Raw genomic sequence first — 22,407 nt, 5'->3', positions numbered from 1 at the left:
AGCCTCAGCCGGCCGGCAGCTCGCCCATGGCGCTCTGCAGATAGTTCTGCTCGCCGAGCGACTTGACCAGACCCAGCTGCATTTCGAGGAAATCGATATGGTGCTCGGTGTCGCTGAGGATTTCGCGCAGCAGTTCGCGGCTGACGAAGTCGCGGGCCTGTTCGCAGAGCAGGATGCCCGGGATCAGGGCCTCGCGGCCGCCGATCTCGACGGCCAGATCGCTGCCCAGGCATTCGGGCACCGTCTCGCCGATCTTCAGCTTGTGCAGGTCCTGCAGGTTGGGCAGGCCTTCCAGGAACAGGATCCGGTTGATCAGCTTGTCGGCGTGCTTCATCTCGCCGATCGATTCGTCATAGGTGATCTTGCCCAGGCGCTTGAAGCCCCAGTTGTCGTACATCCGCGCATGCAGGAAATACTGGTTCACGGCGGTCAGCTCATTGGTGAGCACCGCATTGAGCAGGCGAATAATGCCAGGATCGCCCTTCATGGCGCACCTCCGAGGTTCAAGTCCGGGCAACCGTGCGGCAAGCGGCGGCGCGCTTCAACCGCAATGTCTGCAAGTGTTTCGCGCTATCATGGAAAGGCGTAGCGGACAGGTACACGCTCCCTGCCGGCCTGGACGGCCCTATTCGGCGGCGTAGGCCAGGGCCTGACGGCTTTCGTCGATCATCTGGCGCATCTCGCACACGCACTTGGCGCATTGGGCCTGACAGCCCTTGTGGCGGAAGATGTCGGCCGGCCGGCTGGCGCCGTCAGCGATGGCGGCGCGCACTTCGCGCTCGCGGATGCCGTTGCAGTTACAGACGTACACGGAAACACGCCCTTGCTGAATGAGTGTCATTCTCATCTAGAGCAGATCGCGACCTTTTGCAACTGACTCTCATTATGGTTAGCAGCGGCAAGGGGTCGCGGCCCTCCTCCCCCTGTGGAGAGGGCGATCGTCTGTAGATTCGTGAGAGAGAAAGCTGTCATTCCGGACAAGCCCGGCGAAAGCCGGGCACAGATCCGGGATGACAACCGGTTTTGGTCAAAGGCAAAAGCCCGGCCCTGAAATGGGGAACATCTGTTCTCTCGTCCCCCGGCGCGAATTGGCGTAATTCCCGCGTCATGACTCTCGATTGCCGCCTCTATCTGATCACCCCGCCGGCCCTGACCGATCTGGCCGCCTTTGGCCTTGAGCTGAGCAAGGCCCTCGACGGCGGCGATGTCGCTGCCCTGCAGATCCGGCTGAAGGACGTCTCGGATGCGGCCATCGCCGAGGCGGTCGCGGCCCTGGCCCCGATCGCCCGGGCCCGCGACGTGGCGGTGATCCTCAATGACCGCCCGGACCTCGCCGCCAGCCTCGACTGCGACGGCGTGCATGTGGGCCAGGGCGACACCCCCTATGCCGCCGCCCGCAAGCTGGTGGGCAAGGACCGCATGGTCGGGGTGACCTGCCATGACAGCCGCCACCTCGCGATGGAGGCCGCCGAGGCCGGGGCCGACTATGTGGCCTTCGGAGCCTTCTTCCCGACCACCACCAAGGATGCCCCCACCACCGCCGATCCGGAAATCCTGTCGATCTGGCAGGAGGTGATGGAGACCCCCTCTGTCGCCATCGGCGGGATCACGGCCGACAATGCCGCCGGCCTGGCCACGGCCGGGGCCGACTTCCTCGCCGTCTCGGCCGGGGTCTGGGCCCATCCCCAGGGGCCGACCGCCGCTGTGGCCGCCCTGAACGCCGCCATAGCCGCCGGTCTGGCAGCCCGTAGTCCCGCCTAACGACCTTATTGCGAGGTCGTTCAGACAGGCATAGCCTCCCTGTTAACCATAGGTTCCGGGGGGGAACGCGATGAACAAGCGACTCGTATTGTGCGTGGTGGGCGTGGCGGCCCTGTCTGTGGCGACCTACGCCCTGGCCGAAAACTGGAAGCCCTCGCCCGGCGAGGCCAAGACCTTCTATGACGAGGACTATATGCGGGTGGACGCCAAGTCCGGCATGGTCCTGGTCCGCATCGCCGAGGGCAAGCCCAACGGCCCCTACAGGAACTGGCCGGCCAGCAAGGGGCCGATCATCATGTTCGCCCTGGACTGCGCGGCCGACAAGTGGATCGACCTGGGCATGGATTTCGCCGGAGACATGGGTCTGAGCAAGGGCTGGCGCAGCGGCGAAAAGATCGACGACGCCAGGGCGGCCGCCGGCAGCGCTGGCAAGCTGGCCTGCGAAGCCCGCGACAGCCTGCCCAAGGTCGATCTGCCCTGACCTTTGGGGTGCCGATACCGCTGTGGCTCAAGCGTTGAGCCGCGCCAGCTTGTCGGGATTGCGCATCGTATAGATGGCCGAGATCCGGCCCTCGACCAGTTCCAGGCCCATGGTCTGGAATACGATGCCGGCGTGCGACACCACGATGCCGGGGTGACCGTTGATGCGGGCCAGGCGCGCGGTCGTGCCCTCGGGTGGCGGCCACTTCTTGCGGATGCCCAGGATCAGGCGCACGGCCTTGTCGAGGCCGTGGACCGGCCTGAGAACGGCCGCGACCTTGCCGCCGCCGTCGGCATGCCAGACCACGTCCGGGGCCAGCAGACTGCGCAGGGACATCTCATCGCCCGTCATGGCCGCCATCAGGAAGGCCGCGGTCAGAGACCGCTCCTCATCAACCGTCGGCCTGTAGCGTGGGCGCTCTGACCGGACATGCTGGCGGGCCCGGGCCGCCAGTTGCCGGCAGGCGGCCTCGCCGCGCCCCAGGGTCCTGGCGACCTCGGCAAAGGGCGTGTCGAACACGTCGTGCAGCAGAAAGGCCGCGCGCTCGAGCGGCGTCAGGCGCTCCAGGGCCAGCAGGAAGGCCACCGACAGGTCGGCATCCAGCGCGCCCGGCGCAGCGTCGAAATCCTCGTCGACCAGCGGTTCGGGCAGCCACTCGCCGACATAGACCTCACGGCGGGCGCGGGCCGACTTCAGCCGGTCGAGACACAGACGGGCCACCACGCGGTTGAGGAAGGCCGCGCCGTCCGCGACGGACCCCGTCTCGACCTTGCGCCAGCGCAGCCAGGCGTCCTGCACCACGTCCTCGGCATCAGCGCGCGAGCCGAGCATGCGATAGGCGAGGCCCGTCATGGCCGGGCGTCGGGCTTCGAATAGCGCGTCGGACCTCGTCATTCCGCCTTGACCACCCTCACAGCCTCGCCGTCCACCCTGACCTGCGAACAGGTCTTGCCGTGGCCCATGGCATATTTGACCGTGGGATAGACGCGAGCGGAAGCCATGGCGAGCGCCAGGGCGGCCAGGCCCCTGGGGCCCCAGCGCCGCAACACCTCGTCCCGCAGGGGATCGGCGCGCTCCAGATCCCGGACCAGCGAGGCCTGTGCGAAACCATAGGCCAGGCCGGCATCAGCACCCATCAGGCCGGCATCGCCGGTCAGAACCCCGCGCAGCACGGCGGGCGAGACGCCCTGCTCCTGGGCGATCCTCACCCCGATCTGCACGCAGGATCCGCAGTCCTCGGCCAGGGTAGCCACCAGACCCGCCGCCGCCAGGGCCTCGGACGGCGCACCCTCGCGATAGCCGGCCAGTTTCTGGACACCCAAAAAGGCCGTCAGCGCCCGGGGTCCGGCGGAGAGCAGGTCGTGCAGATAGGCCGCGTCATAGTCATAGCGCTTTTCCATGCGCCGCACGGCCGCCCGCATCAGCCAGGTCAGCATGGCTCAGCCCTCCCTGGCGGTGAGGCGCAGGGCGACCACCGCGATCCAGATCGTCAGCAGGGCCGGCAGGATCACGCCCGGAAAATCCCGCGCCAGCAGGGGCCAGGGCACGGCCTTGCCGCAGAACGGGGTGATGAGGTGGATCAGGGCATGGACGCCCTGGAAGGTCGCGGCCACCGTCACCGCCCCGGCGTGCCGCGCCGGGTTCCACGCCCCGAGGGCCAGTCCGACCGCGCAGGCCAGATAGGTCGCCCCGACATCGCGCACGAAATGGTCGTTGAACGGCCCCGTCTCGATCACGCCCGGCACGGCCCCGAACCAGCCATAGGGCTGCAGCAGCATCGCCACGCCGTTCAATCCGAACAGCACCCCCAGAAACCCGCAAACCCAGCGAACCATGATCGCCCTCCGCCATCGTCTTCGAGGACAGGACGAGACAGCCCGACCGGTTGTGACATCGCAGGCCGAAATTCGCCCTGCCTTGCTTTCGCGCGCGTCCGCGACTAGGTTCCGCGCCCAATTTCCCGATCTTTCTGACTGCCGCTCGCATATCCCCCGCCGTCTGCTCCAGACGCTGCGCAGGGGGACCTATGAGGAAAACCCGCCTTGGCCACTCCCTCCGCCCTTCTGAACGTGATGATCGACGCCGCCCGCAAGGCCGCACGTGGCCTGGCCCGTGATTTCGGCGAAGTCACCGAGCTGCAGGTGTCCAAGAAGGGCGCGGCTGACTTCGTCACCAATGCCGACCTCAAGGCCGAGCAGACCATCTTCGAAATCCTGGAAAAGGCCCGCCCCGGCTATGGCTTCCTGGGTGAAGAGCGCGGCCTGATCGAGGGCACTGACAAGACCCACACCTGGATCGTCGACCCGCTGGACGGCACCACCAACTTCATGCACGCCATCCCGCACTTCGCGGTCAATATCGCCCTGCAGCGCGAGGGCGAAGTGGTGGCCGGCGTCACCTATAACCCCATCACCCACGACCTGTTCTGGGCCGAAAAGGGCAAGGGTGCCTTCCTCGGGGCCGAGAAGCGCTTGCGCGTCGCCGCCCGTCGCAGCCTGGACGAAGCCGTTCTGGCCACCGGCGTGCCGTTCCTCGGCAAGCCCGGCCACGCCCAGTTCCTGAAGGAACTGCACCAGATCAGCCAGAAGGTCGCCGGCGTCCGCCGCTTCGGTGCCGCCTCGCTGGACCTGGCCTGGGTCGCCGCCGGCCGCTTCGACGGCTACTGGGAGCGCAATCTCGGAGCCTGGGACGTCTCGGCCGGCGTGCTGATGGTCACTGAAGCGGGCGGCAAGGTCTCGACCATCGAGGAGGACGGCAACCCGGCCGAAGGGGCCTCGATCCTGGCCGCCAACCAGGACCTGCACCCACTTGTGCTGGAGAAACTGCGCCTGGCCTAGGAACCGCCAGACTCGCCCCCACCGGGCTGCTGCGCAGCCGTCCGCCCCCGGAGGGGGCGGATGATCTCGTCTTCCCCCTCCGGGGGAGGAGGGCCGCAGGCCCGGAGGGGGCCAGTGTTCACCCCTAGCCAAAGTGTCATGATGCAGCGCTAAATCGCCGCCATGACCCTGCTGACCCGTCGCGCCCTGACCACCGCCGCCCTCGCGGGCACCTTCCTGCCCGGCCTGGCGCGGGCCCAGGGCAAAAGGCCCCTCGTCATCGCCCACCGCGGAGCCTCGGGCCTGCGCCCCGAACACACGGCCCTGGCCTATGAGCTGGGGATCGAGCAGGGCTGCGACTTCATCGAGCCGGATCTGGTGCCGACCAGGGACGGCCATCTGGTCGCCCGCCACGAGAACGAGATCGGCGGCACGACCGACATCGCCTCCCGCCCCGAGTTCGCGGCCCGCAAGGCGACCAAGACCATCGACGGCGAGAGCGTCACGGGCTGGTTCACCGAAGACTTCACCCTGGCCGAACTGAAGACCCTGCGGGCCCGCGAGCGCCTGCCGCAGCTGCGCCCGACCAGCGCCGCCTTTGACGGCCAGGCCCAGATCCTGACCTTCGACGAGGTGGTCGCCATCGCCCGGGCCGGCACAAAGCGCACGGGCCGCGTCATCGGCGTCTATCCCGAAATGAAGCACCCGAGCTATTTCGCCTCGATCGGCCTGCCGGTCGAAGGCCGGATGCTGGACGCCCTGAAGCGCAATGACCTCAACTCGGCCACCGCCCCGGTGTTCGTCCAGTGCTTCGAGGTCACCCCCCTGAAGACCCTGCGCGCCAGGACCCGCGCCCGGCTGGTGCTGCTGGCCGATGCCGAGGGCGGTCCGCCCGACCTGCCGGGCGTCAAATATGCCGACCTGCTGACCGCCGAGGGCCTGAAGGGCGTCGCCGCCTATGCCGACGGCCTGGGACCCAACTGGCGGCTTGTGGTGCCCACCGACGGCAAGACCCTGGGTGCGCCGACCCGCCTCGTCAGCGACGCCCATGCCGCCGGCCTGCAGGTCCATCCGTGGACGGTGCGGGCCGAGAACTACTTCCTGCCCGAGACCCTGCGCCGCGGCGATGCCCAGACCGCCGACTATCTGGCCCGCCACGGCGACGCCGATGCGGTACTCAAGGCCCTCTACGCTGTCGGCGTCGACGGCGTGTTCAGCGACTTCCCGGCCCTCGCGGTGGCGGCACGCGCTTGACCGAAGGCGCTTCGCCGACTGATGGTCGGTGAGGGCTTCCGGGGGAACGGGTTTTGCGCGCGATCGTCTTTACCGCAGGGCTGATGGCCCTGGTGCCGGCCTTCACCCAGGCCGATGCTCCGCCCCTGCCGCCGTCGGCGACGACGCTGTGCTCGGCCGGAGCTCCGACAGGGGATGCGCCGGCCAGGGCGGTGAGCCTCTTGCCGGGCTATGGCAGCGCCCGCTGGACGATCCGGACCGCCTCACCGGAGGCCCAGGCCTATTTCGACAACGGCCTGCAACTGGGTCACGCCTTCGCCCACAAGGCCGCCATCGCCGCCTTTGAAGAGGCCGCCCGTCGCGATCCGAACTGCGCCATGTGCCTGTGGGGCCAGGCCTGGGCCGGCGGGGCCACCATTAACTATACGGTCGACGCCGCGACCCAGGCGAAGATGGCCGCGCTGATGGTCCGCGCCACGGTGCTGGCCGCCGACGGTCCGCCGGTCGAGCGCGCCCTGATCGCGGCCATGACCGCCCGCTACAAGAACGGCGGCGGCAAGGGCCCCGGCGACGTGGCCTATGCCCAGGCCATGGAGGCCCTTGCTGCGGACCACCCCGAGGATGACGAACTGGCGGTCCTGGCCGCCGATGCGGTCATGGTCCGGGCCTCGATGACCGGCGACATGAGCACGATGCCCCGGGCGGTCGCCTTGCTGGAAAGGGCGCTTAAGCGTTCGCCCGACAGCGCCGCCGGCATCCATTTCTACATCCATGCCACCGAGATGAGCGGCTTCGCCGGCCGGGCCGAGCCGTACGCCGACAGGCTCGAGGGCGTCGCGCCCGCCGCCAGCCACCTCGTCCACATGCCCTCGCACACCTATTACTGGGTCGGACGCTACCAGGACGCCCTGACCTCGAACGCCAGCGCCGCGCGGATCGACGCGGCCAATGCCAAGGCCGAGGGCTTTGAGGGCGAGGACGGGGTCTTCAAGCTGTTCTACCACGCCCACAATGTGCAGTTCGGCGCGGCGGGAGCCCTGATGTCCGGCGACGCCGAGGGCGGCCTGGCCATCGCCCGCCCGTTCCTGGTCCATGCCAGGACCCTGACCGCCGACCAGGGCTGGGACCAGATGGTCGCCGGCACCGCCTATGCTGTCGAGGGGCGCTATGCCCCGGTGGACGAGGTGCTGGCCCTGCCCGAGCCGGCCCTGCCCTATCTGAAGGCGATGTGGCGCTATGCCCGGGGCGAGGCCCTGATCCGCAAGGGCGATCTGGACGGCGCGCGCCTCGAGGCGCCCCAGGTCGAGCGCTCGCGGCGCGACCTTCGAGCCTTCGGCGGGACCAGCGGCCAGGCGGCGGATGCGACGCGGGTGGCCCGGCTGGTCCTGGAGGGCCGTATCGCCATGCTCGAAAACCGCCCCGGTGACGCGGCCCGTGCCTTCCGCAAAGCCGCCGCCCTGGAGGAGACCCGCTTCCGCGACATCACCGACCCGCCCCTGTGGTGGTATCCGGTTCGGCGCAGCCTTGCCGCGGCCATGCTCTCCTCCGGCGACGCGCGCGGCGCGGCCGACGAGGCCCGCGCGACCCTGGCCCGCCGTCCGAAGGATCCGATCACGCTCAGCGTCCTGGCCCAGGCCGAGCGACGTCTGGGCCTGAACGAGGCTGCCGCCGAGCATGAGGCCCTGGCCCGGCGCGGCTGGACCGGAGACCTCGCCCGGATCGGTCTGGCCCAGAGCTGAGGCCGGCCGTGGCGCTCGCGGCCTTGCCCCGACGGGGCGGCTTGGTGCAGCCTGCCGGCCTTGCCATCTTCTGGGGACCCCCGACATGCCGATCCGCCGCGCCGCCGCCCTGGCCACCCTGGCCGTAACCCTGATGGCCGGCGTGTCCGCCCTGGCGGCCCCGGGCCCCAAGGACCTGGACCGGATCGCAACCGACTTCGTACACCTGACCCTGGAGGCCGGTGAGCGCGAGCCGGGCTATGTCGACGCCTATTACGGCCCCAAGGCCTGGGCCGAGACCGCCAAGGCCAATCCGCGCGCCGTGCCCGCCCTGAAGGCCGAGGCCGTTCGCCTGACCGCCGCCACCCGCGCTGTCCCCGATACGGCCCTCTCGCCCGACGAGCGCCGCCGCAAGGCCTTCCTGCTGGGCCAGCTGAAAGCCGCCGAGACCCGCCTGGCCATGCTGGACGGCACGAAGTTCAGCTTCCAGGACGAGGCCGAGGGCCTGTTCGGCGTCCGGCCACCGCTGAAGCCGCTGGAAGCCTATGACCCGATCCTGGCCCGGATCGACAAGCTGGTCCCGGGCGGGGGCGATCTGGCCGGCCGCATCGATGCCTTCCAGGCCCGCTACACGATCCCCGCCGACCGGCTGGAGCCGGTGATGCAGGCCGCCATCGCCGCCTGCAAGGCGCGGACGGCGGTCCACATTCCCCTGCCCAAGGCCGAGCGCTTCGACCTGGCCTTCGTCACCGGCAAGCCGTGGAGCGGCTACAACTGGTACAAGGGCGGGGCCCACAGCCTCATCGAGATCAATACCGACCTGCCCGTCGCCATCAGCCGCGCCGTCGATCTGGGCTGCCACGAGGGCTATCCCGGCCACCATGTGCTGAACGTGCAGCTGGAAGACCGGCTGACCAAGGCCAGGGGCTGGGTGGAGTTCTCGGTCTATCCGCTGTTCTCGCCGCAGTCCCTGATCGCCGAGGGCTCGGCCAATTACGGCATCCGGCTGGCCTTTCCGGGTGCCGAAAAGGTCAAATTCGAGCGCGAAAAGCTCTATCCGCTGGCGGGCCTCGACCCGGCCACGGCCGACGCCTATGACGCCCTGATGGCCGCCAAGGCCGATCTGGCCAGCAGCGAAAACACCATCGCCGACGCCTATCTGTCCGGAAAGATGGACAAGCCCACTGCCGTCGCCGCCCTGGCCAGATATGGCCTGAGCTCGGTGGCCCGTGCCGAGAAGCGCCTGAGCTTCATCGAGACCTACCGCTCCTATGTCATCAACTACAATCTCGGCCAGGACATGGTCCGGGCCCATGTGGAGCGGGCCGGAGCCAGCCAGGATGCGCGCTGGAAGGCGATGGAAGCGGTAATCAGCGAGCCGACGACACCGGCGGATCTGGCGAGGTAGTCAGCCAAGGCCTTCTCCCGCAAGGGGAGAGAGCATATCAAGCCGCCTCCACCCCGAACTGCAACTTGGCCAGCCGCGAATAGAGCCCGCCGCGGGCCGAAAGCTCGGCGTGGGTGCCCTGTTCGACCACGCGGCCGTCCTCCATGACCACGATGCGGTCGGCCTTGAGCACGGTGGCCAGGCGGTGGGCGATGACCAGGGTGGTGCGGCCGGCCATGGCCGCGTGCAGAGCCTGCTGGACCAGGCGCTCGTTCTCGGCGTCAAGCGCGCTGGTGGCCTCGTCGAGCAGCAGGATCGGGGCCTGGCGCACCAGGGCCCGGGCGATGGCCAGGCGCTGGCGCTGGCCGCCCGACAGGGTCTTGGCGCGCTCGCCGACCGGGGTGTCGAAGCCCTGGGGCAGGGCCTCGAGGAAGCCGGTGGCCTGGGCCGCCTCGGCGGCGTCGCGGGCCTCCTGCTCGGTGGCGTCGGCGCGACCGAAGCGGATATTGTCCAGGGCCGAGCCCGAGAACAGCGGCGAATCCTGGGCCACCAGGGCCATGCACTGGCGAACCTCGGCCGGGTCGGCGTCGCGCAGATCGACACCATCGAGGGTCACGACGCCCGCCTGCGGGTCGTAGAAGCGCAGCAGAAGGCGCAGGACGGTGCTCTTGCCCGCGCCTGAGGGTCCGACCAGGGCGACGGTCTCACCGGCCCTGACGGTCAAATCAAAGCCGTTCAGGGCCGGCAGGTCGGGGCGGCCCGGATAGGCGAAGGTGACGTTTTCGAAGGCGACGGCCCCCGTCGCCGGCTGCGGCAGGGTCCTGGGCTTTTCCGGCGCGGCGATGCCGGGCCGGGAGCTCAGCAGTTCGGCTATGCGTTCCATGGCACCGGAGGCCTTCTGGACATCGCCCCAGACCTCGCCGAGCGCCCCGATCGACCCGGCGGTCATCATGGCCAGCAGGGCGAACTGGGCCAGGGTGCCCGCAGTCATCTCGCCGGACAGCACCAGATGGGCACCGGACCACAGTAGCAGGGTGATCCCGCCGAAGGCCAGGACGATGACCACGGCGGTCATGACGGCCCGGGCGGTGATGCGCCGCACCGAGGCCTGATAGGCCATCTCGACCGCCTCGCCGAAGCGGCTGTCCGAGGCCTTCTCGCGTCCGAAGGCCTGCACCGTGTCCAGGGCGTCGAGGCTCTCTCCGGCATAGCCGACCGCGTCGGCGAAACGGTCCTGGGCGGTCACCGACAGCTTGCGCACCCGGCGGCCCATCAGGAACATCGGCGCTAGGATCACCGGCACCATCAGAACGATGAAGCCGGCCAGCTTGGGGCTGACCACGGCCATATAGCCGAGACCGCCCACCAGGCTGAGGATGTTGCGCACGGCCACCGAGGCCGAGGTTCCGACCAACTGCTCGATGATCGTGACATCAGTGGTCAGGCGCGACAGCACCTCGCCGGTGCGGGTTTTCAGGAAATAGGCCGGATCCAGGGTCAGGGTATGGCCGTAGAGGGCCCGCCGCAGGTCGGCCACGACCCGCTCGCCCAGCCGGGTGATGAAGAAGAACCGCAGGGAGGTGGCCACGGCCAGAACCAGGGCCACCGCGCCAAGGCCCACAAAGGCCCCATTGACCGCCGAGGCGGCACCGGTGGCAAAACCCTTGTCGATCACGGTCTTGAAGGCGGCGGTCAGGCCCAGGGTGGCGCTGGTCGAGAACAGCAGGAAGAAGCCGGCCGCCAGGGCGTCACCGATATGGGCGCGCACGAAAGGCAGCAGATGGGCCAGGGGGCGGATGTCCTTGCGGCGCGGCCGCCGGGCGGCGGCTTCCGACATTCCCTGGGCCAGTTCAGCACCTGCGCCGGGGCGTCCCTCGACCGAAATATCCCCGCCGTGCACGTCGGTCATCAACTGTCCCTTGCCAAATTCGCGGGTGTTCTTTATAGCCGCGCCTCTTCGAGGGCCACCCGCAAGGGCGTCCGCTCACCAACTTTCACACCGCCAGTCGGTTGGACCGCCCGATGAAACAAGACATTCACCCCGACTATCACTTCATCACCGTCACCATGACGGATGGCACCAGCTATCCGACCCGTTCGACCTACGGGAAGGAAGGCGCTGTGCTCGCCCTGGATATCGATCCGCGCGTGCACCCTGCCTGGACCGGCGGCAACGCCCACCTGCTGGACCGTGGTGGCCGCGTGTCGCGCTTCAACGCCAAGTTCGCGGGCTTCACCAAGAAGTAAGCGTTTCTCGCCGCAAGGCGACGGAAAGCCGGCACCGCGTTCGCGGGCCGGCTTTTTCTGTTTGGGATTGGTGCTGCCGTCAAATCTACAAGACGCCGTCATCCCCCGCGTCGTGCGGGGTACCCAAGCCGAGGCGGCCAGGTCCGCTTGGGTAACCCGAACAAGTCGGGTGATGACTAAATTTTAGATTGAAATACCGGCGGCAGATTTCAATCTATGCGACTATTGGCCGCCAACACCTACATCCTCGCCAGTCGCCCCTACGGTACGCTCTACATGGGCGTGACCAACGATCTGTCGCGCCGGATCTGGGAACATCGGGAAGGCGTAGGCAGTCAGTTCTGCCGAAAGTACGGTGTCCACAGGCTTGTCTACTATGAGGAGCACGAGGACATCAGCTTCGCGATCCATCGCGAGAAACGGCTGAAGAAGTATCACCGCCAGTGGAAGATCAACCTGATCGAGGGCTTCAACCCGACCTGGACTGATCTCTATGAGACCTGGAATTGCTGAGCACCCGGCCATCCCAGCTTGGGCCCCCGCATGAAGCGGGGGATGACGATCTGGATTAACCGCCGAACGCCGCCGCCAGTCGATCGAACTGGGCCTGAACGGGCCGGGGGGCCTCTTCAGAAGCGACTTCGATATACATCCGGCGGTCCAGATGCCGGACGCGCTCGTAGAGGCGCTCGGACCGCTGCAGCAGATTGACCAGGCCGTAGGGCAGTTCCTCGACCGCAGCCCCGATCGCCGCGACCTCTTCGGCCAGACGATAGCTTTCGGCGCAGGCGGCTTCGGCGGCCATCTCGCCCTCCTTGACCGCCCGCTGCACCAGCAGCCAGGAGGCCACCTGCATCAGGCGTGTCGTCAGGCGCATGCTCTCGGTGGCATAGGCCAGGGCGGCGTTGCGCGAGAGGATCTTGCTGTCGTGGCGGCCGGCCCCATCAAGATAGGCGGCGGTTTCCTCGACCAGCATCATGCCTTCCTCGAAGGTGCGATCGAACAGTTCCGACTTCGCGAAGTCCTGGATGACCCCCGCGCGCCACGGTGTCGACGCAGATGCGTTCAGATCGGTCATAGGTACTCAATGCCCCTTCGAAAGGCCGCGAGAACGTCTCGCCCGGCGAAGGGACTGCAACCCCCATGCCAAACTCCAGCGTCCCGTTTCGCGACCCGCCCCCTTCGACCCTGACTTGGCCCGCAAAACGCGCGGGCGAGATCCAAGGCGGCATCCCGCCTTTAGACATTGGTTAGGGTAAATGAATTGCTAGTCGAGGCGACCAAACAGCGCATTGGCCGCGTCGCGCCCGGCCCGCTTCTTGTCCAGTTGGGCCTTGGTGCGGGTGATCTCCGCCTGCAGCGCCTCGATCCGCTCCTCGAGCTCGGCCACGCCATAGATCTCGAGGTCCTCGTGGATGGTCTCGCTGAGTGCGCCACGATTGAAAGCGCGTGGCTCGACGGGTTCCTCGAACATCGACTGGCTCCCCAAGACTATGAACGTCCTTTTCGTTGGTCCATCTGACGCCTACCTAGGACGCAAGGCAAGCTAGAGAAACGGAAACACCATGTCCGACGCCATGACCGCGATTACCGTTGAAGGCGGCAAGGGGCCCGCCGAGGCGCTGGCTGCCGCGTCCCTGCCGCGCCCTGTGCCCGGACCCGGCGAGATCCTGATCAAGGTCGCGGCGGCGGGGATCAACCGGCCCGATCTGCTGCAGCGCTTGGGCTATTATCCGCCCCCGCCCGGAGCCCCGGCCACCCTGGGCCTGGAGGTCGCCGGTGAGGTCCTGGTGGCCACCGGACGCTGGTCGGTAGGCGACAGGGTCTGCGCCCTGCTGGGCGGTGGCGGCTATGCGCAATATGCCGTGGTCGACGCCCGCCATGCCCTGCCCGTGCCCGACGGGTTCGACATGGTCCACGCCGCCGCCCTGCCCGAGACCGTTTTCACCGTCTACGCGAATGTGTTCGAGCATGGCACCCTGAAGGCCGGCGAGACCCTGCTGGTGCACGGCGGAACGTCCGGGATCGGCACAACCGCCATTGCCATGGCCAAGGCCGCCGGGGCCCGGGTGATCGCCACCGGACGCGGGGCCGACAAGAAGGCCAAGGCCCTTGAGCTGGGGGCCGACATCGCCGTCGACACCAGGACCGAGGACTTCGCCGAGATCGCCCGGGCGGCCGGCGGCGTCGATGTGGTGCTCGACATGGTTGGGGCCAGCTATTTCGAAAAGAACCTGAGCGCCCTGAATATCGGCGGCCGCATCGTCTATATCGCTGCCCTGGCCGGTCCGGTGCTGGAGGTGCCGGTCATGCAGATCATGCAGAAGCGCGCCACGATCACCGGCTCGACCCTGCGCCCCCGCTCTGCCGACGAGAAGGCCCGTCTGGCGGCCGAGATCGAACGCGTGGTCTGGCCCTGGATCGCGGCGGGCAAGCTGAAGCCAATCGTCGACGCGACCTTCCCGCTGGAACAAGCGGGCAAGGCCCATGCCCATCTCGAGGCGGGCGAACATGTCGGCAAGGTCGTGCTGGTGGTGTGAACCGCCATCGCCGGGCAAGGACGCGTTCAGCCTGCCCGCAGACCCACGACGAAGCGTTCATTGATCCGGCGGCTGAGCCGCTCGCGCGCCGTCCTCGGCTCATCTTCTGCCGAACAGGCATACCAGAGGGCCGAAAGCAGCCGCGACAGGACGCCTGCCGGGAGGGCAAGCGAGGCGTGTGTCCCCGGCCGCAGGCGCCCCAGCGCCTCGCGGACCGTGCCACCATAGGAAAATCGGATCACCGCCCCGGCAGTCGCCAGATCTGGTCGGTGGATCGTCGCCAGGAAGAGACTACGCCGACGCGTCAGTGGACTGGGCGGGCGATCCTGGCCGGCCTGGAGCTGAATGGCATCGATCAAGTGCTCGACCGAGGTGACATCATCGATCGCCGGCGGCGACTGGTCGTGGCTGCCGCCATCCGCCTCCTGCATCAGTAGCTGAACCTGCCCCCGGATCGCCCCGGCGAGCAGATCCTCGATCGAGCGGAAATGGTGGGTGACGGAACCGGTGGTCAGGCCTGCCCGTGCCGCGACCGCGCGATGGGTCAGTCCGCCCAGCCCCTTGTCCTCGACGACCTCCGCCGCCGCTTCCGCAATGCGCAGGGCCGCGGGCGGCAGTGTTCCATGGGCCTTGGCGCCCGCGATCCGCTCTGCCTGCTCCAGGGCACCGCGCCCGGGTCGCGGGATCGCTCCCAGCCAGGCCTCCGCAAAAAACTCGCACATTTCCCGCAGGGCCCCGCGCTCGAGCGCGGGGGACCATCGGGAAAGGTTGTGAAGGGCTTCGGATTCAAAAAAGACATGCAGGAGCCGCCCCTCCAGCGGATCGAGGCCGAACTGCTCCGCCACATCCAGCCAGAAGTCTCGCCAGAGGCGCGTCCAGTCCGCGGCAACGCCCGAGCCCAGGCTGGTGGCGAGACATTCCTGGTACAGGACCGCGAGCGACCGCTCGCCTGCCGTCCACTGAACAATGACATCCTCAAGCGCCAGGGCAGCAGCATCCGGCGTGGCGGGCAGGAAGGCGAGCTCGCCGAGACGGCCCTTCAACCAGCACGCGGTATCGGCCATGCCCCGCGTGAACGTTGCCGATAACAAGCGTTCCAGACTGCCATGGTTATAGTTGATCGCGCTCGGGGCCATCCCTGCAGCAGCGGCGATGGACCGCGCCGAGACTGCCGCGACTCCATGGTGGGCAATGACCTCGGCGGCCGCCAGTCGAAGACGCTCGCTGCGCCCATCTCCATCTTGCCCGGACGTCGCAGTGGGCACCGGAGATTCCGGGTTTGAACCTATAACCATGGCACATTCTGTCAGGCCGGAAAGAAGGCGCAACCCCAAGGGGGTGTCGGCGGCCATATTCGCCAAACCGTGACATAACATTCGTTCCAAGGTCATGAAGGACGCCTACCTCGCACCTCGGCCAACAGGCCACTTCAGATTCAGGTGGGGTGCAGAATGGGACGGCAATTTCATGGGGTGGCGCTGCGCGCGAGCCTGCTGGCAGGCGCTGCGGCCCTGACGCTGAACGGTCAGGCCCTTGCAGCCGACGCACCGGCGCCTGCCGAGGGCGAGACCAGCCTCACCGAAATCCTGGTGACCGCCCAGAAGCGCAAAACCAACCTGCAGGACACGCCGATCGCCATTTCGGCCCTGGACGGCGAGGCCCTGAAAGCCCGCCACGTCCAGTCGATCGACGACCTCGGCGACGGCTCGATTCCTTCGCTGCGGGTCGCCCCCTTCTTCGCCCGCAAGTCCGCCCTGACCATCGGCATGCGCGGCATCGGGGCTCTGGGCGACGCGAACCAGCCGGCTCGCGACCAGGCGGTCGGCGTCTATGTCAACGGCGTCTATCTGGGCCGCGCCCAGGGCCTGGGCTCAGGCCTTTACGACGTCGAGCGCATCGAGGTTCTGAAGGGGCCGCAGGGCACGCTGTTCGGCCGCAATACCGAAGGCGGTGCCATCAGCATCATCACCAAGGCCCCGACCGGCGAGTTCGGCCTCAATACCACGGTCGGCTATGGCAACTATGCCTCGCACAAGATGGAAACCCATCTCGACCTGCCGAGCTTCAAGGGCGTCAGTGTCAAGATCGACGCCCTGCTCAGCAAGCGCGACGGCACGATCACCAACCCCACCACCTCCGGCCAGCCGGACTTCAACGCCTACGACAAGCGCGGCCTGCAGATCCAGGCCCTGTGGCGAGCGACCGAAAACGTCAGCGCCGACTATGCCTTCGACGTCTCCTATGACGGCTCGACGCCCTACAATGTTCAGCTGCTGAAGAAGGGCATCCTGACCCTGGCACCGCTGGCACCGGCCCAGCCCGATCGCGCCGACCGCGCCAATGTCGGCGTCCCCCTGCGGATCAGCGAAGGCTTTACGCGGGGCCATCGCCTGAACCTCAGCTGGAAGCTTTCGGACGACATGGAACTGAAGTCGATCAGCTCCTATCGGCAACTCAAGCAGGGCCAGTATGACAACGGCGCGGCCGCACTCTCGGCCTTCGCGCCCAATGCGCCGTTCGCCCGCTACAGCCTGGCCCAGGTTCACCAGGATCAGTTCAGCCAGGAACTGCAACTGATCGGCAAGACCGAACGCCTCGAATATGTCGTCGGAGCCTTCTATTACCGCGAGAACGTCGACGACAACGCCCAGACCCCCAACACCCTGCAGTGGAATGCCACGGGCACGGCCTACTCGACCCTGTCCCTGGACCTTCGGGCCGTGCCGTTTGACCGGGTCAGCCAGGTCACCACGACCAGCCAGGGCGTCTTCGGCCAGGGCGTTTGGACGCCGCCGGTCCTCGACGACAAGCTCCACCTGACGCTGGGCGCGCGCCTGACCAAGGACGAAAAGACCGGCTCCCTCGACATCGTCAACGGTGCCCTGCCCCGTTATGTCAACGCCAGCAAGGCGACCATCGTCGGCATCATTCCGCTCAACGAATCCTGGAGCCACATCGACCCGCTGGTCACCGTGGCCTATGATGTGACCCCGGACATCAATGTCTATGGCCGCTGGAGCACCGGCTACAAGGCGGGCGGGGCCAATTCCCGCTCCCTGACCTATCGCGCCTTCGACCCTGAAAAGGTTTCGATGTTCGAGATCGGGGCCAAGAGCGAGTTCTGGGACCGCCGCGCGCGTTTCAATGTCGCGGCCTATTCCGGCGACATCAAGGACGCCCAGGTCGACTTCAACGTCCTGATCCTCAACAACAACCGCGGTACGCTGGAAACCACCAATGCGGCCACGGGCAAAACCAAGGGCTTCGAGGCCGATTTCGCCCTGGTACCGTTTGAGGGCCTGACCCTGACGGGCAGCTATGCCTATACCAAGGTCACGCTGTCGAAGGCCTTCAACCCCTTCACCAATACCCAGGCGACGATCTATCCGCTCTACACGCCTGAGAACGCCGCAAGCCTGGCCGCCGACTATGTGCGCCCCGCCTTTGGCGCAACCTTGCGGGTCCACCTCGACGCCAACTATGCCGAGGGCCAGTACACCAATACGGTTGATCCGACGCTCAGCGACGAGTCCCTGATCGTCAATGGCCGCGTGGCCCTGACCGACATCCAGGTCAGCGAGGGCGGTCCTGCCCTGCAGCTGTCCCTGTGGTCGCGAAACCTGCTCGATGAGGCCCACGTCTTCTACCGCAACACCAGCGCGGTTCTGGGCGTGTACGGCATCTACAACGAGCCGCGCACCTTCGGCATCGAAGCCAACATCAAGTTCTAGACCTGCAGCAAAGCCGACACCGGGCGAGCCAGGCTCGCCCGGTCGTTCCCGGAGCACTCAAGATGAACCGTCGAGACTTCCTGCTGGCGGCTCTCGCCAACGGCACCCTGGCTGCCGCCCCGGCAGCCTTTGCAGCAACACCGCTCGAGGGCGCGGTGACCCGTAAACAGGCCGGATCCCTGCAACTGGACTGGAGCGCAAAGTCCGACCGGACCTCGATCTATCTCTCCACGGATCCTGACGCCTCGCGATCTGCCATGCGCCTGGTCAAGGCCAACGTCACCGGCGGCACCCTTGACCTGCCCACACCCATGACTCCCCGACCCTATTTTCTTCTGACCACGCGCAGCGGCGGCCAGACCCGGGTAGCCGAGCGCCTCCTGCCGCTGGCAGGGGGGCGCAACTTCCGTGATCTCGGCGGCTATCGCACGACAGACGGCCGTCAGGTCCGATGGGGCAGGATCTATCGCTCGGGCGTGATGAGCAGCCTGACCCATGCCGACATGGACTACCTCTCGAAACTGGGGGTTTCGGTCATCTGCGACCTTCGCAGTCCGCAGGAACGCACCGGCGAGCCGACGCCCTTCCAGGCGGCAGCCGGGCCGAAGGTCATTGCCTTTGACTATGACATGACCTCTTCGATGGGCGCGCTGGTTCGCGCCACGACCAAGGCCGAGGCGGTCAAGGTCTTCGCGGACGCCTATGTCCAGTTCATCGACCTGCTGACGCCGCACTATAGCGATCTCTTTGCACGGCTGGCGGCAGGCGAGGCCCCTCTGGCCATGAACTGCAGCGCCGGAAAGGATCGCACCGGCATGGGCGCGGCCCTGGTGCTCTCGGTTCTGGGGGTCCCTCGCGAGACCGTCATTGCCGATTACGCCCTGACCCAGACCTATACGCCACCCGCCTATTACAAGAAGCAGATGGCCCAGGGCGCGAAGGGCAGCGGATCAAGTGCTCTAACGTCCGAGCAGGCCCAGGCCTTCGCCCGCATGCCGCCGGAAGTCCTGGACGTGATCCTGGGTTCGGATCCCGCCGTCATGCGCGAGGCCCTGGCCACCGTCGACCGGGAGCATGGCGGGCCCGTAGCCCTGGCCAAGGCGCGCCTTGGCCTGACGGACGCCCGAATCTCCCAGCTCCGCAAGACCTATCTGGTCTGATACCGGCCCGGGACAGCCAGCGAACTTGACGGATCCCCTCCGCCCTTCTCGCAAGGCGGCTGCAAGTTCGCTGGACTCTTCGGGTATCCCCCGTTCCCTTTCCGCCAGAACCGGATTATAGCGTTCAGCAACATCCCGCCCGGCCGAAAGGCCGGGCGCCGTCATTTCTGGAGGACCGCATGTCCGACATCCTGATGCCCAAGGCGACGGCCGTCTGGCTCGTGGACAACACGTCGCTGAGCTTTGAACAGATTGCCGACTTCTGTAATCTGCACCCGCTGGAAGTGCGCGGTATCGCCGATGGCGAAGTGGCCCGCGACATCCGCGGCGCCGATCCGATCGGCAATGGCCAGCTGACCCGCGAAGAGCTGGACCGCGCCCAGGCCAATGACGCCTATCGCATGAAGGCCCAGGTCAGCCGCCATGCCGAGCTGCTGAAGCCGCAGAAGAAGGCCCCGCGCTACACCCCCGTGTCGCGCCGTCAGGATCGCCCCGACGCCATCGCCTGGTTCCTGCGCCATCACCCGGAAGTGACCGACGCCCAGATCTCCAAGCTGCTGGGCACCACCAAGTCGACCATCGAGCAGGTCCGCGCCCGCACGCACTGGAACGCCGCCAACATCAAGCCGGTCGATCCCGTGACCCTGGGCCTCGTCGGCCAGCTGGAACTGGACGCCCTGGTCAAGAAGGCCGCCGAGAAGAAGGCCAAGGATGACCTGAAGAAGGGCATCCTGCCGGAAGATCCGACCCTGCGCCCCGCCTCCGAGACCGGCGTCGTCGAGACGCACGAAGAGGACGAAGAGGCCGATTACCGCAAGTCGCGCGCCGAGCCCAAGGCCGAGGACGTGTTCGGGACCTCGACCTATGTGGCCGACGACGAAGACGACGAAGACGAAGACTGAGACGGTCTCACGACCGCATGAAAAAAGGCCCATTCCGGTCATCCGGAATGGGCCTTTTCTAATCGGTGAGCCTCAATGGAGCTGGGATCTAAGTCCCTCTATCTGCTCCTTCAGCTTGAGCTTTTGTCGCTTGAGCTCCCTAAGTCGGGTGGCATCGCTGGCGGGACGCTTGGTCTCTTCCTGAATCGAGCGATCAAGGTTCTCGTGACGGGACCCAAGTTCGCGGATACGGGATTCGATCGCCATGGCTGACGGCTCCTTGCTGTTGACGCCGATGAGTGAACACCCGCTGCGTCCGGCTGTCAGATCACATATGGTTGCACGTGGCCCCGCTTGACGTGACCGATCTTCATCCCGTGCCGGACGAACATTAACCATGCCAGACCCTGCAAGCCGCTCTGAGCGCCCCCGGGACCCCCGGAGACTGATCATCGGAATCTCCGGCGCGTCCGGTGTCGTCTATGGCCTCAGGGCCCTGGACGCCTGTCGCGACCTGGGGGTGGAAAGCCATCTGGTGATGTCCAAATCGGCTGCCCTGACCCTGGCCCAGGAGACCGGACTGACGGTCAGCGACGTCCAGGCCAAGGCCGATGTGGTCCACCGCCCGGCCGATGTCGGGGCCGCCATCGCCTCAGGCTCGTTCCGCACCCTGGGCATGGTCATCGCCCCCTGTTCGGTGCGCACGATGAGCGAAATCGCCAGTGGCGTAACGTCTTCGCTGCTGACGAGGGCTGCCGACGTGGTCCTGAAAGAGCGCAGGACCCTAGCCCTGATGGTGCGCGAAACCCCCCTGCATCTGGGCCATCTGCGCACCCTGACCAAGCTCGCGGAGATGGGGGCCGTGATCGCCCCGCCCCTGCCGGCCTTCTATGCCAAGCCGGCCTCGATCGCCGAGATGGTCGACCAGTCCGTGGGCCGGGTGCTCGACCTGTTCGACCTCGACTGGAAGCCCGTCAAGCGCTGGGGTGAGGACATCGCCCCGATCACCGGCAAGGGAGAAGGTTAAGATCATGATCCTCTGGGACTGGGCCCTCGCCGCCTATGCGCGACAGGATGTCGCGGCCGCCTGCCTGCACCTGCAGGACGCCCACGGACAGAACGTGCCCTACCTGCTTTGGGCTGCCTGGGCGGCCGGGGAAGGCCGCTCTGCCGACCCCAAGGCCGCCGCCCGCCTGATGAAACAGTGGGACACCGAGGTCGGGGCACCGCTGCGTGGTATTCGCCGGGCACTCAAGGCCCCGTTCCAGGATGTGGCCGACTCGGCGCGCGAGCCTTTTCGCGAAGCCCTCAAGGGCGTGGAGCTGCAGGGCGAGAGGGTGCTGATGGAAAGCCTCGAGGCCCTGTGTGGTCCGCCGGGCCCGTCGCGGGACGTTCTGGACGGCCTGATCGCGGCCGCAGCGGCCTCCGGCGACCCGCCCCGCCAGGCGGCGCTCGAACGGCTTGCGACGGCCCTGTCGTGAAACCCTTTACGCAGGCCCCGCCTTTGCTATCTATCAGACTTGGCGGCCGGCCAGGGGGAACCATCCATGACCGATGAACCGTCGACGAACGACGACGATCCGTCGGACGAGTCCGACATCGCGATCGAGCGCCGACTTTCGATCCTGCGGGAAGAGCACCAGGACCTGGATGCGGCTGTCCACGCGCTGGAGGAACGCCCCCAGCCCGACATGCTGCAGATCGCCCGGCTGAAGAAGAAGAAGCTGGCCCTGAAGGACAAGATCGGCCGGCTTGAAGACCTGCTGATGCCCGACATCATCGCCTGACGCTCTAGCCGGGCAGCCGGCCCCGGGCGACCACTTCGGACGGCTGGCGTTTGCGCACCACGAACTCGATGGCGCATTCGGTGGTCGGCAGGCGGGTCTGATCCAGCCTCTGGTTGGTGTGATAGAAGGTGCTGTTGAGGCTCTCGACCTTCTGCACCTCGGCCTGGGGTCCCAGGTCGCGGAGCAGGTCCAGCACATTCAACGACCGCCCGCTCCACGACTCCGGCTTGTAGATCGTGAACGTCCACTTGTGGTCGTCATTGAAGGTGCTGGGAAACACCCCCTGCTCGTACATGTCCTCGTCAGGGACCATGACCACCATGTGGCCGCCCGGCTTCAGCACCCGCAGCCAGTTCTGCAGGCTGACAGCCGGGTCGACCAGGTGCTCCAGACAGTGGCTGGAATGCAGGAAGTCATAGGTTTCGTCGGGGACGCTTGCCAGATACTGGCCGTCGCCCTGGGGCAGGTCCCAGGTGTCGCAGTCGCGCATCAGCGGGAAAAAGGGCCGGAAACGCTCCAGCGGATCGGGCGCGCCGCCCACATCCACGCCATGGCCCACGAAATAGTGGCTGGCGAACTTCGGATCGTGCATGCGGCGGACGATCGACTTGGCGCATTCGTGAGTCATGCGAGCCCCCTGGCGAGGGCTGTTGATCGCCCTGTTC

Annotated in this window: 26 protein-coding genes; 15 read left to right on the top strand and 11 right to left on the bottom strand. The window is 67.2% G+C overall.

The features are described from left to right. Positions 1-4 precede the first annotated feature (4 nt). Together bfr and ACW17U_RS01055 are read right to left on the bottom strand one after the other, a co-directional pair. Positions 5-487, bottom strand: a complete 483-nt coding sequence (bfr, locus tag ACW17U_RS01060) for a bacterioferritin (RefSeq protein WP_062149499.1) — start codon at positions 485-487, stop codon at positions 5-7. 138 nt (positions 488-625) lie between these two features. Continuing rightward, positions 626-811, bottom strand: a complete 186-nt coding sequence (locus ACW17U_RS01055; RefSeq protein ID WP_062149502.1) for a (2Fe-2S)-binding protein — start codon at positions 809-811, stop codon at positions 626-628. 296 nt (positions 812-1,107) lie between these two features. Between ACW17U_RS01055 and thiE the strand changes: the two genes are divergently transcribed. Both thiE and ACW17U_RS01045 read left to right on the top strand, forming a co-directional pair. Beyond that, complete coding sequence (gene thiE, locus ACW17U_RS01050) at positions 1,108-1,761, top strand: thiamine phosphate synthase (RefSeq protein ID WP_492054495.1); 654 nt, start codon at positions 1,108-1,110, stop codon at positions 1,759-1,761. A 70-nt stretch (positions 1,762-1,831) separates the two neighbouring features. Then, positions 1,832-2,242, top strand: coding sequence for a hypothetical protein (locus ACW17U_RS01045; RefSeq protein WP_062149508.1), 411 nt, complete (start codon positions 1,832-1,834; stop codon positions 2,240-2,242). Between the two features lie 27 nt (positions 2,243-2,269). Here the strand turns inward: ACW17U_RS01045 and ACW17U_RS01040 are convergent, their stop codons facing one another. From ACW17U_RS01040 to ACW17U_RS01030, 3 genes are read right to left on the bottom strand one after another with little or no spacing between them, the layout of a single operon-like run. After that, entirely contained in the window at positions 2,270-3,136 is an 867-nt protein-coding gene (locus tag ACW17U_RS01040; RefSeq protein WP_492054494.1) for a sigma-70 family RNA polymerase sigma factor, read from the bottom strand. Next, positions 3,133-3,678, bottom strand: a complete 546-nt coding sequence (locus ACW17U_RS01035; protein WP_492054493.1) for a hypothetical protein — start codon at positions 3,676-3,678, stop codon at positions 3,133-3,135. Before ACW17U_RS01035 ends, ACW17U_RS01040 begins: the two co-directional genes overlap by 4 nt. 3 nt (positions 3,679-3,681) lie before the next feature. Beyond that, positions 3,682-4,077, bottom strand: a complete 396-nt coding sequence (locus ACW17U_RS01030) for a hypothetical protein (RefSeq protein ID WP_492054492.1) — start codon at positions 4,075-4,077, stop codon at positions 3,682-3,684. Between the two features lie 207 nt (positions 4,078-4,284). Here ACW17U_RS01030 and ACW17U_RS01025 point away from each other — a divergent pair, with 207 nt between their 5' ends. From ACW17U_RS01025 to ACW17U_RS01010, 4 genes are all read left to right on the top strand, one after another. Beyond that, positions 4,285-5,079, top strand: a complete 795-nt coding sequence (locus ACW17U_RS01025; RefSeq protein WP_062149523.1) for an inositol monophosphatase family protein — start codon at positions 4,285-4,287, stop codon at positions 5,077-5,079. Between the two features lie 162 nt (positions 5,080-5,241). Continuing rightward, positions 5,242-6,312, top strand: a complete 1,071-nt coding sequence (locus ACW17U_RS01020; protein WP_492054491.1) for a glycerophosphodiester phosphodiesterase — start codon at positions 5,242-5,244, stop codon at positions 6,310-6,312. Between the two features lie 53 nt (positions 6,313-6,365). Then, entirely contained in the window at positions 6,366-8,030 is a 1,665-nt protein-coding gene (locus ACW17U_RS01015; protein WP_492054490.1) for a hypothetical protein, read from the top strand. A gap of 85 nt (positions 8,031-8,115) precedes the next feature. After that, positions 8,116-9,417 carry a hypothetical protein gene (locus tag ACW17U_RS01010; RefSeq protein ID WP_492054489.1) on the top strand — a complete coding sequence of 434 codons (1,302 nt, stop codon included), beginning with the start codon at positions 8,116-8,118 and terminating at the stop codon, positions 9,415-9,417. A gap of 37 nt (positions 9,418-9,454) precedes the next feature. Here ACW17U_RS01010 and ACW17U_RS01005 read toward each other — a convergent pair whose 3' ends face one another. Next, positions 9,455-11,308, bottom strand: a complete 1,854-nt coding sequence (locus ACW17U_RS01005; RefSeq protein ID WP_166504278.1) for an ABC transporter transmembrane domain-containing protein — start codon at positions 11,306-11,308, stop codon at positions 9,455-9,457. Positions 11,309-11,418: 110 nt separating this feature from the next. On the opposite strand from ACW17U_RS01005, the gene rpmE reads away from it, so the two are divergent. Then, positions 11,419-11,643 carry a 50S ribosomal protein L31 gene (gene rpmE / locus ACW17U_RS01000; protein WP_035047522.1) on the top strand — a complete coding sequence of 75 codons (225 nt, stop codon included), beginning with the start codon at positions 11,419-11,421 and terminating at the stop codon, positions 11,641-11,643. Positions 11,644-11,859: 216 nt separating this feature from the next. Continuing rightward, positions 11,860-12,156, top strand: coding sequence for a GIY-YIG nuclease family protein (locus tag ACW17U_RS00995; RefSeq protein ID WP_492054488.1), 297 nt, complete (start codon positions 11,860-11,862; stop codon positions 12,154-12,156). 55 nt (positions 12,157-12,211) lie between these two features. Here the strand turns inward: ACW17U_RS00995 and rcdA are convergent, their stop codons facing one another. Both rcdA and ACW17U_RS00985 read right to left on the bottom strand, forming a co-directional pair. Continuing rightward, on the bottom strand, positions 12,212-12,721 hold the full coding sequence (gene rcdA, locus ACW17U_RS00990; RefSeq protein ID WP_062149529.1) for a protease adaptor protein RcdA: 510 nt from the start codon (positions 12,719-12,721) through the stop codon (positions 12,212-12,214). A gap of 189 nt (positions 12,722-12,910) precedes the next feature. Further along, positions 12,911-13,117: a DUF1192 domain-containing protein gene (locus ACW17U_RS00985; RefSeq protein WP_062149532.1), complete on the bottom strand. Its 207-nt coding sequence runs from the start codon at positions 13,115-13,117 to the stop codon at positions 12,911-12,913. Between the two features lie 91 nt (positions 13,118-13,208). Between ACW17U_RS00985 and ACW17U_RS00980 the strand changes: the two genes are divergently transcribed. Further along, complete coding sequence (locus tag ACW17U_RS00980) at positions 13,209-14,183, top strand: NAD(P)H-quinone oxidoreductase (protein ID WP_492054487.1); 975 nt, start codon at positions 13,209-13,211, stop codon at positions 14,181-14,183. 26 nt (positions 14,184-14,209) lie between these two features. Here ACW17U_RS00980 and ACW17U_RS00975 read toward each other — a convergent pair whose 3' ends face one another. Further along, positions 14,210-15,574, bottom strand: a complete 1,365-nt coding sequence (locus ACW17U_RS00975) for a TetR/AcrR family transcriptional regulator (protein WP_492054486.1) — start codon at positions 15,572-15,574, stop codon at positions 14,210-14,212. 60 nt (positions 15,575-15,634) lie between these two features. On the opposite strand from ACW17U_RS00975, the gene ACW17U_RS00970 reads away from it, so the two are divergent. From ACW17U_RS00970 to ACW17U_RS00960, 3 genes are all read left to right on the top strand, one after another. Beyond that, the gene (locus ACW17U_RS00970) at positions 15,635-17,914 is read left to right on the top strand and encodes a TonB-dependent receptor (RefSeq protein WP_492054485.1); all 2,280 of its coding nucleotides are present in this window, start codon (positions 15,635-15,637) and stop codon (positions 17,912-17,914) included. Positions 17,915-17,976: 62 nt separating this feature from the next. Further along, positions 17,977-19,074, top strand: coding sequence for a tyrosine-protein phosphatase (locus tag ACW17U_RS00965; RefSeq protein ID WP_492054484.1), 1,098 nt, complete (start codon positions 17,977-17,979; stop codon positions 19,072-19,074). 179 nt (positions 19,075-19,253) lie between these two features. Then, a complete protein-coding gene (locus tag ACW17U_RS00960) occupies positions 19,254-19,976 on the top strand; it encodes a DUF1013 domain-containing protein (RefSeq protein WP_062149547.1) in 723 nt (240 codons plus the stop codon). A gap of 72 nt (positions 19,977-20,048) precedes the next feature. Here ACW17U_RS00960 and ACW17U_RS00955 read toward each other — a convergent pair whose 3' ends face one another. Then, positions 20,049-20,222 carry a YdcH family protein gene (locus ACW17U_RS00955; protein ID WP_062149550.1) on the bottom strand — a complete coding sequence of 58 codons (174 nt, stop codon included), beginning with the start codon at positions 20,220-20,222 and terminating at the stop codon, positions 20,049-20,051. Between the two features lie 130 nt (positions 20,223-20,352). Between ACW17U_RS00955 and ACW17U_RS00950 the strand changes: the two genes are divergently transcribed. The 3 genes from ACW17U_RS00950 to ACW17U_RS00940 all read left to right on the top strand — a co-directional run bounded on the left by ACW17U_RS00950 (position 20,353) and on the right by ACW17U_RS00940 (position 21,742). Next, positions 20,353-20,982, top strand: coding sequence for a UbiX family flavin prenyltransferase (locus ACW17U_RS00950; RefSeq protein ID WP_492054483.1), 630 nt, complete (start codon positions 20,353-20,355; stop codon positions 20,980-20,982). 4 nt (positions 20,983-20,986) lie between these two features. Continuing rightward, entirely contained in the window at positions 20,987-21,436 is a 450-nt protein-coding gene (locus ACW17U_RS00945; RefSeq protein ID WP_492054482.1) for a TIGR02444 family protein, read from the top strand. A gap of 66 nt (positions 21,437-21,502) precedes the next feature. After that, positions 21,503-21,742 carry a YdcH family protein gene (locus tag ACW17U_RS00940; RefSeq protein WP_062149559.1) on the top strand — a complete coding sequence of 80 codons (240 nt, stop codon included), beginning with the start codon at positions 21,503-21,505 and terminating at the stop codon, positions 21,740-21,742. 4 nt (positions 21,743-21,746) lie between these two features. On the opposite strand, the gene ACW17U_RS00935 is transcribed toward ACW17U_RS00940, so the two are convergent. Then, positions 21,747-22,370, bottom strand: coding sequence for a methyltransferase domain-containing protein (locus ACW17U_RS00935; protein WP_492054481.1), 624 nt, complete (start codon positions 22,368-22,370; stop codon positions 21,747-21,749). Positions 22,371-22,407: the final 37 nt, after the last annotated feature.

Source organism: Caulobacter sp. AVps16 (assembly GCF_058681455.1).
Note: the sequence above shows the minus strand (reverse complement) of the source record. Positions and strands in the feature narration are given on the sequence as shown.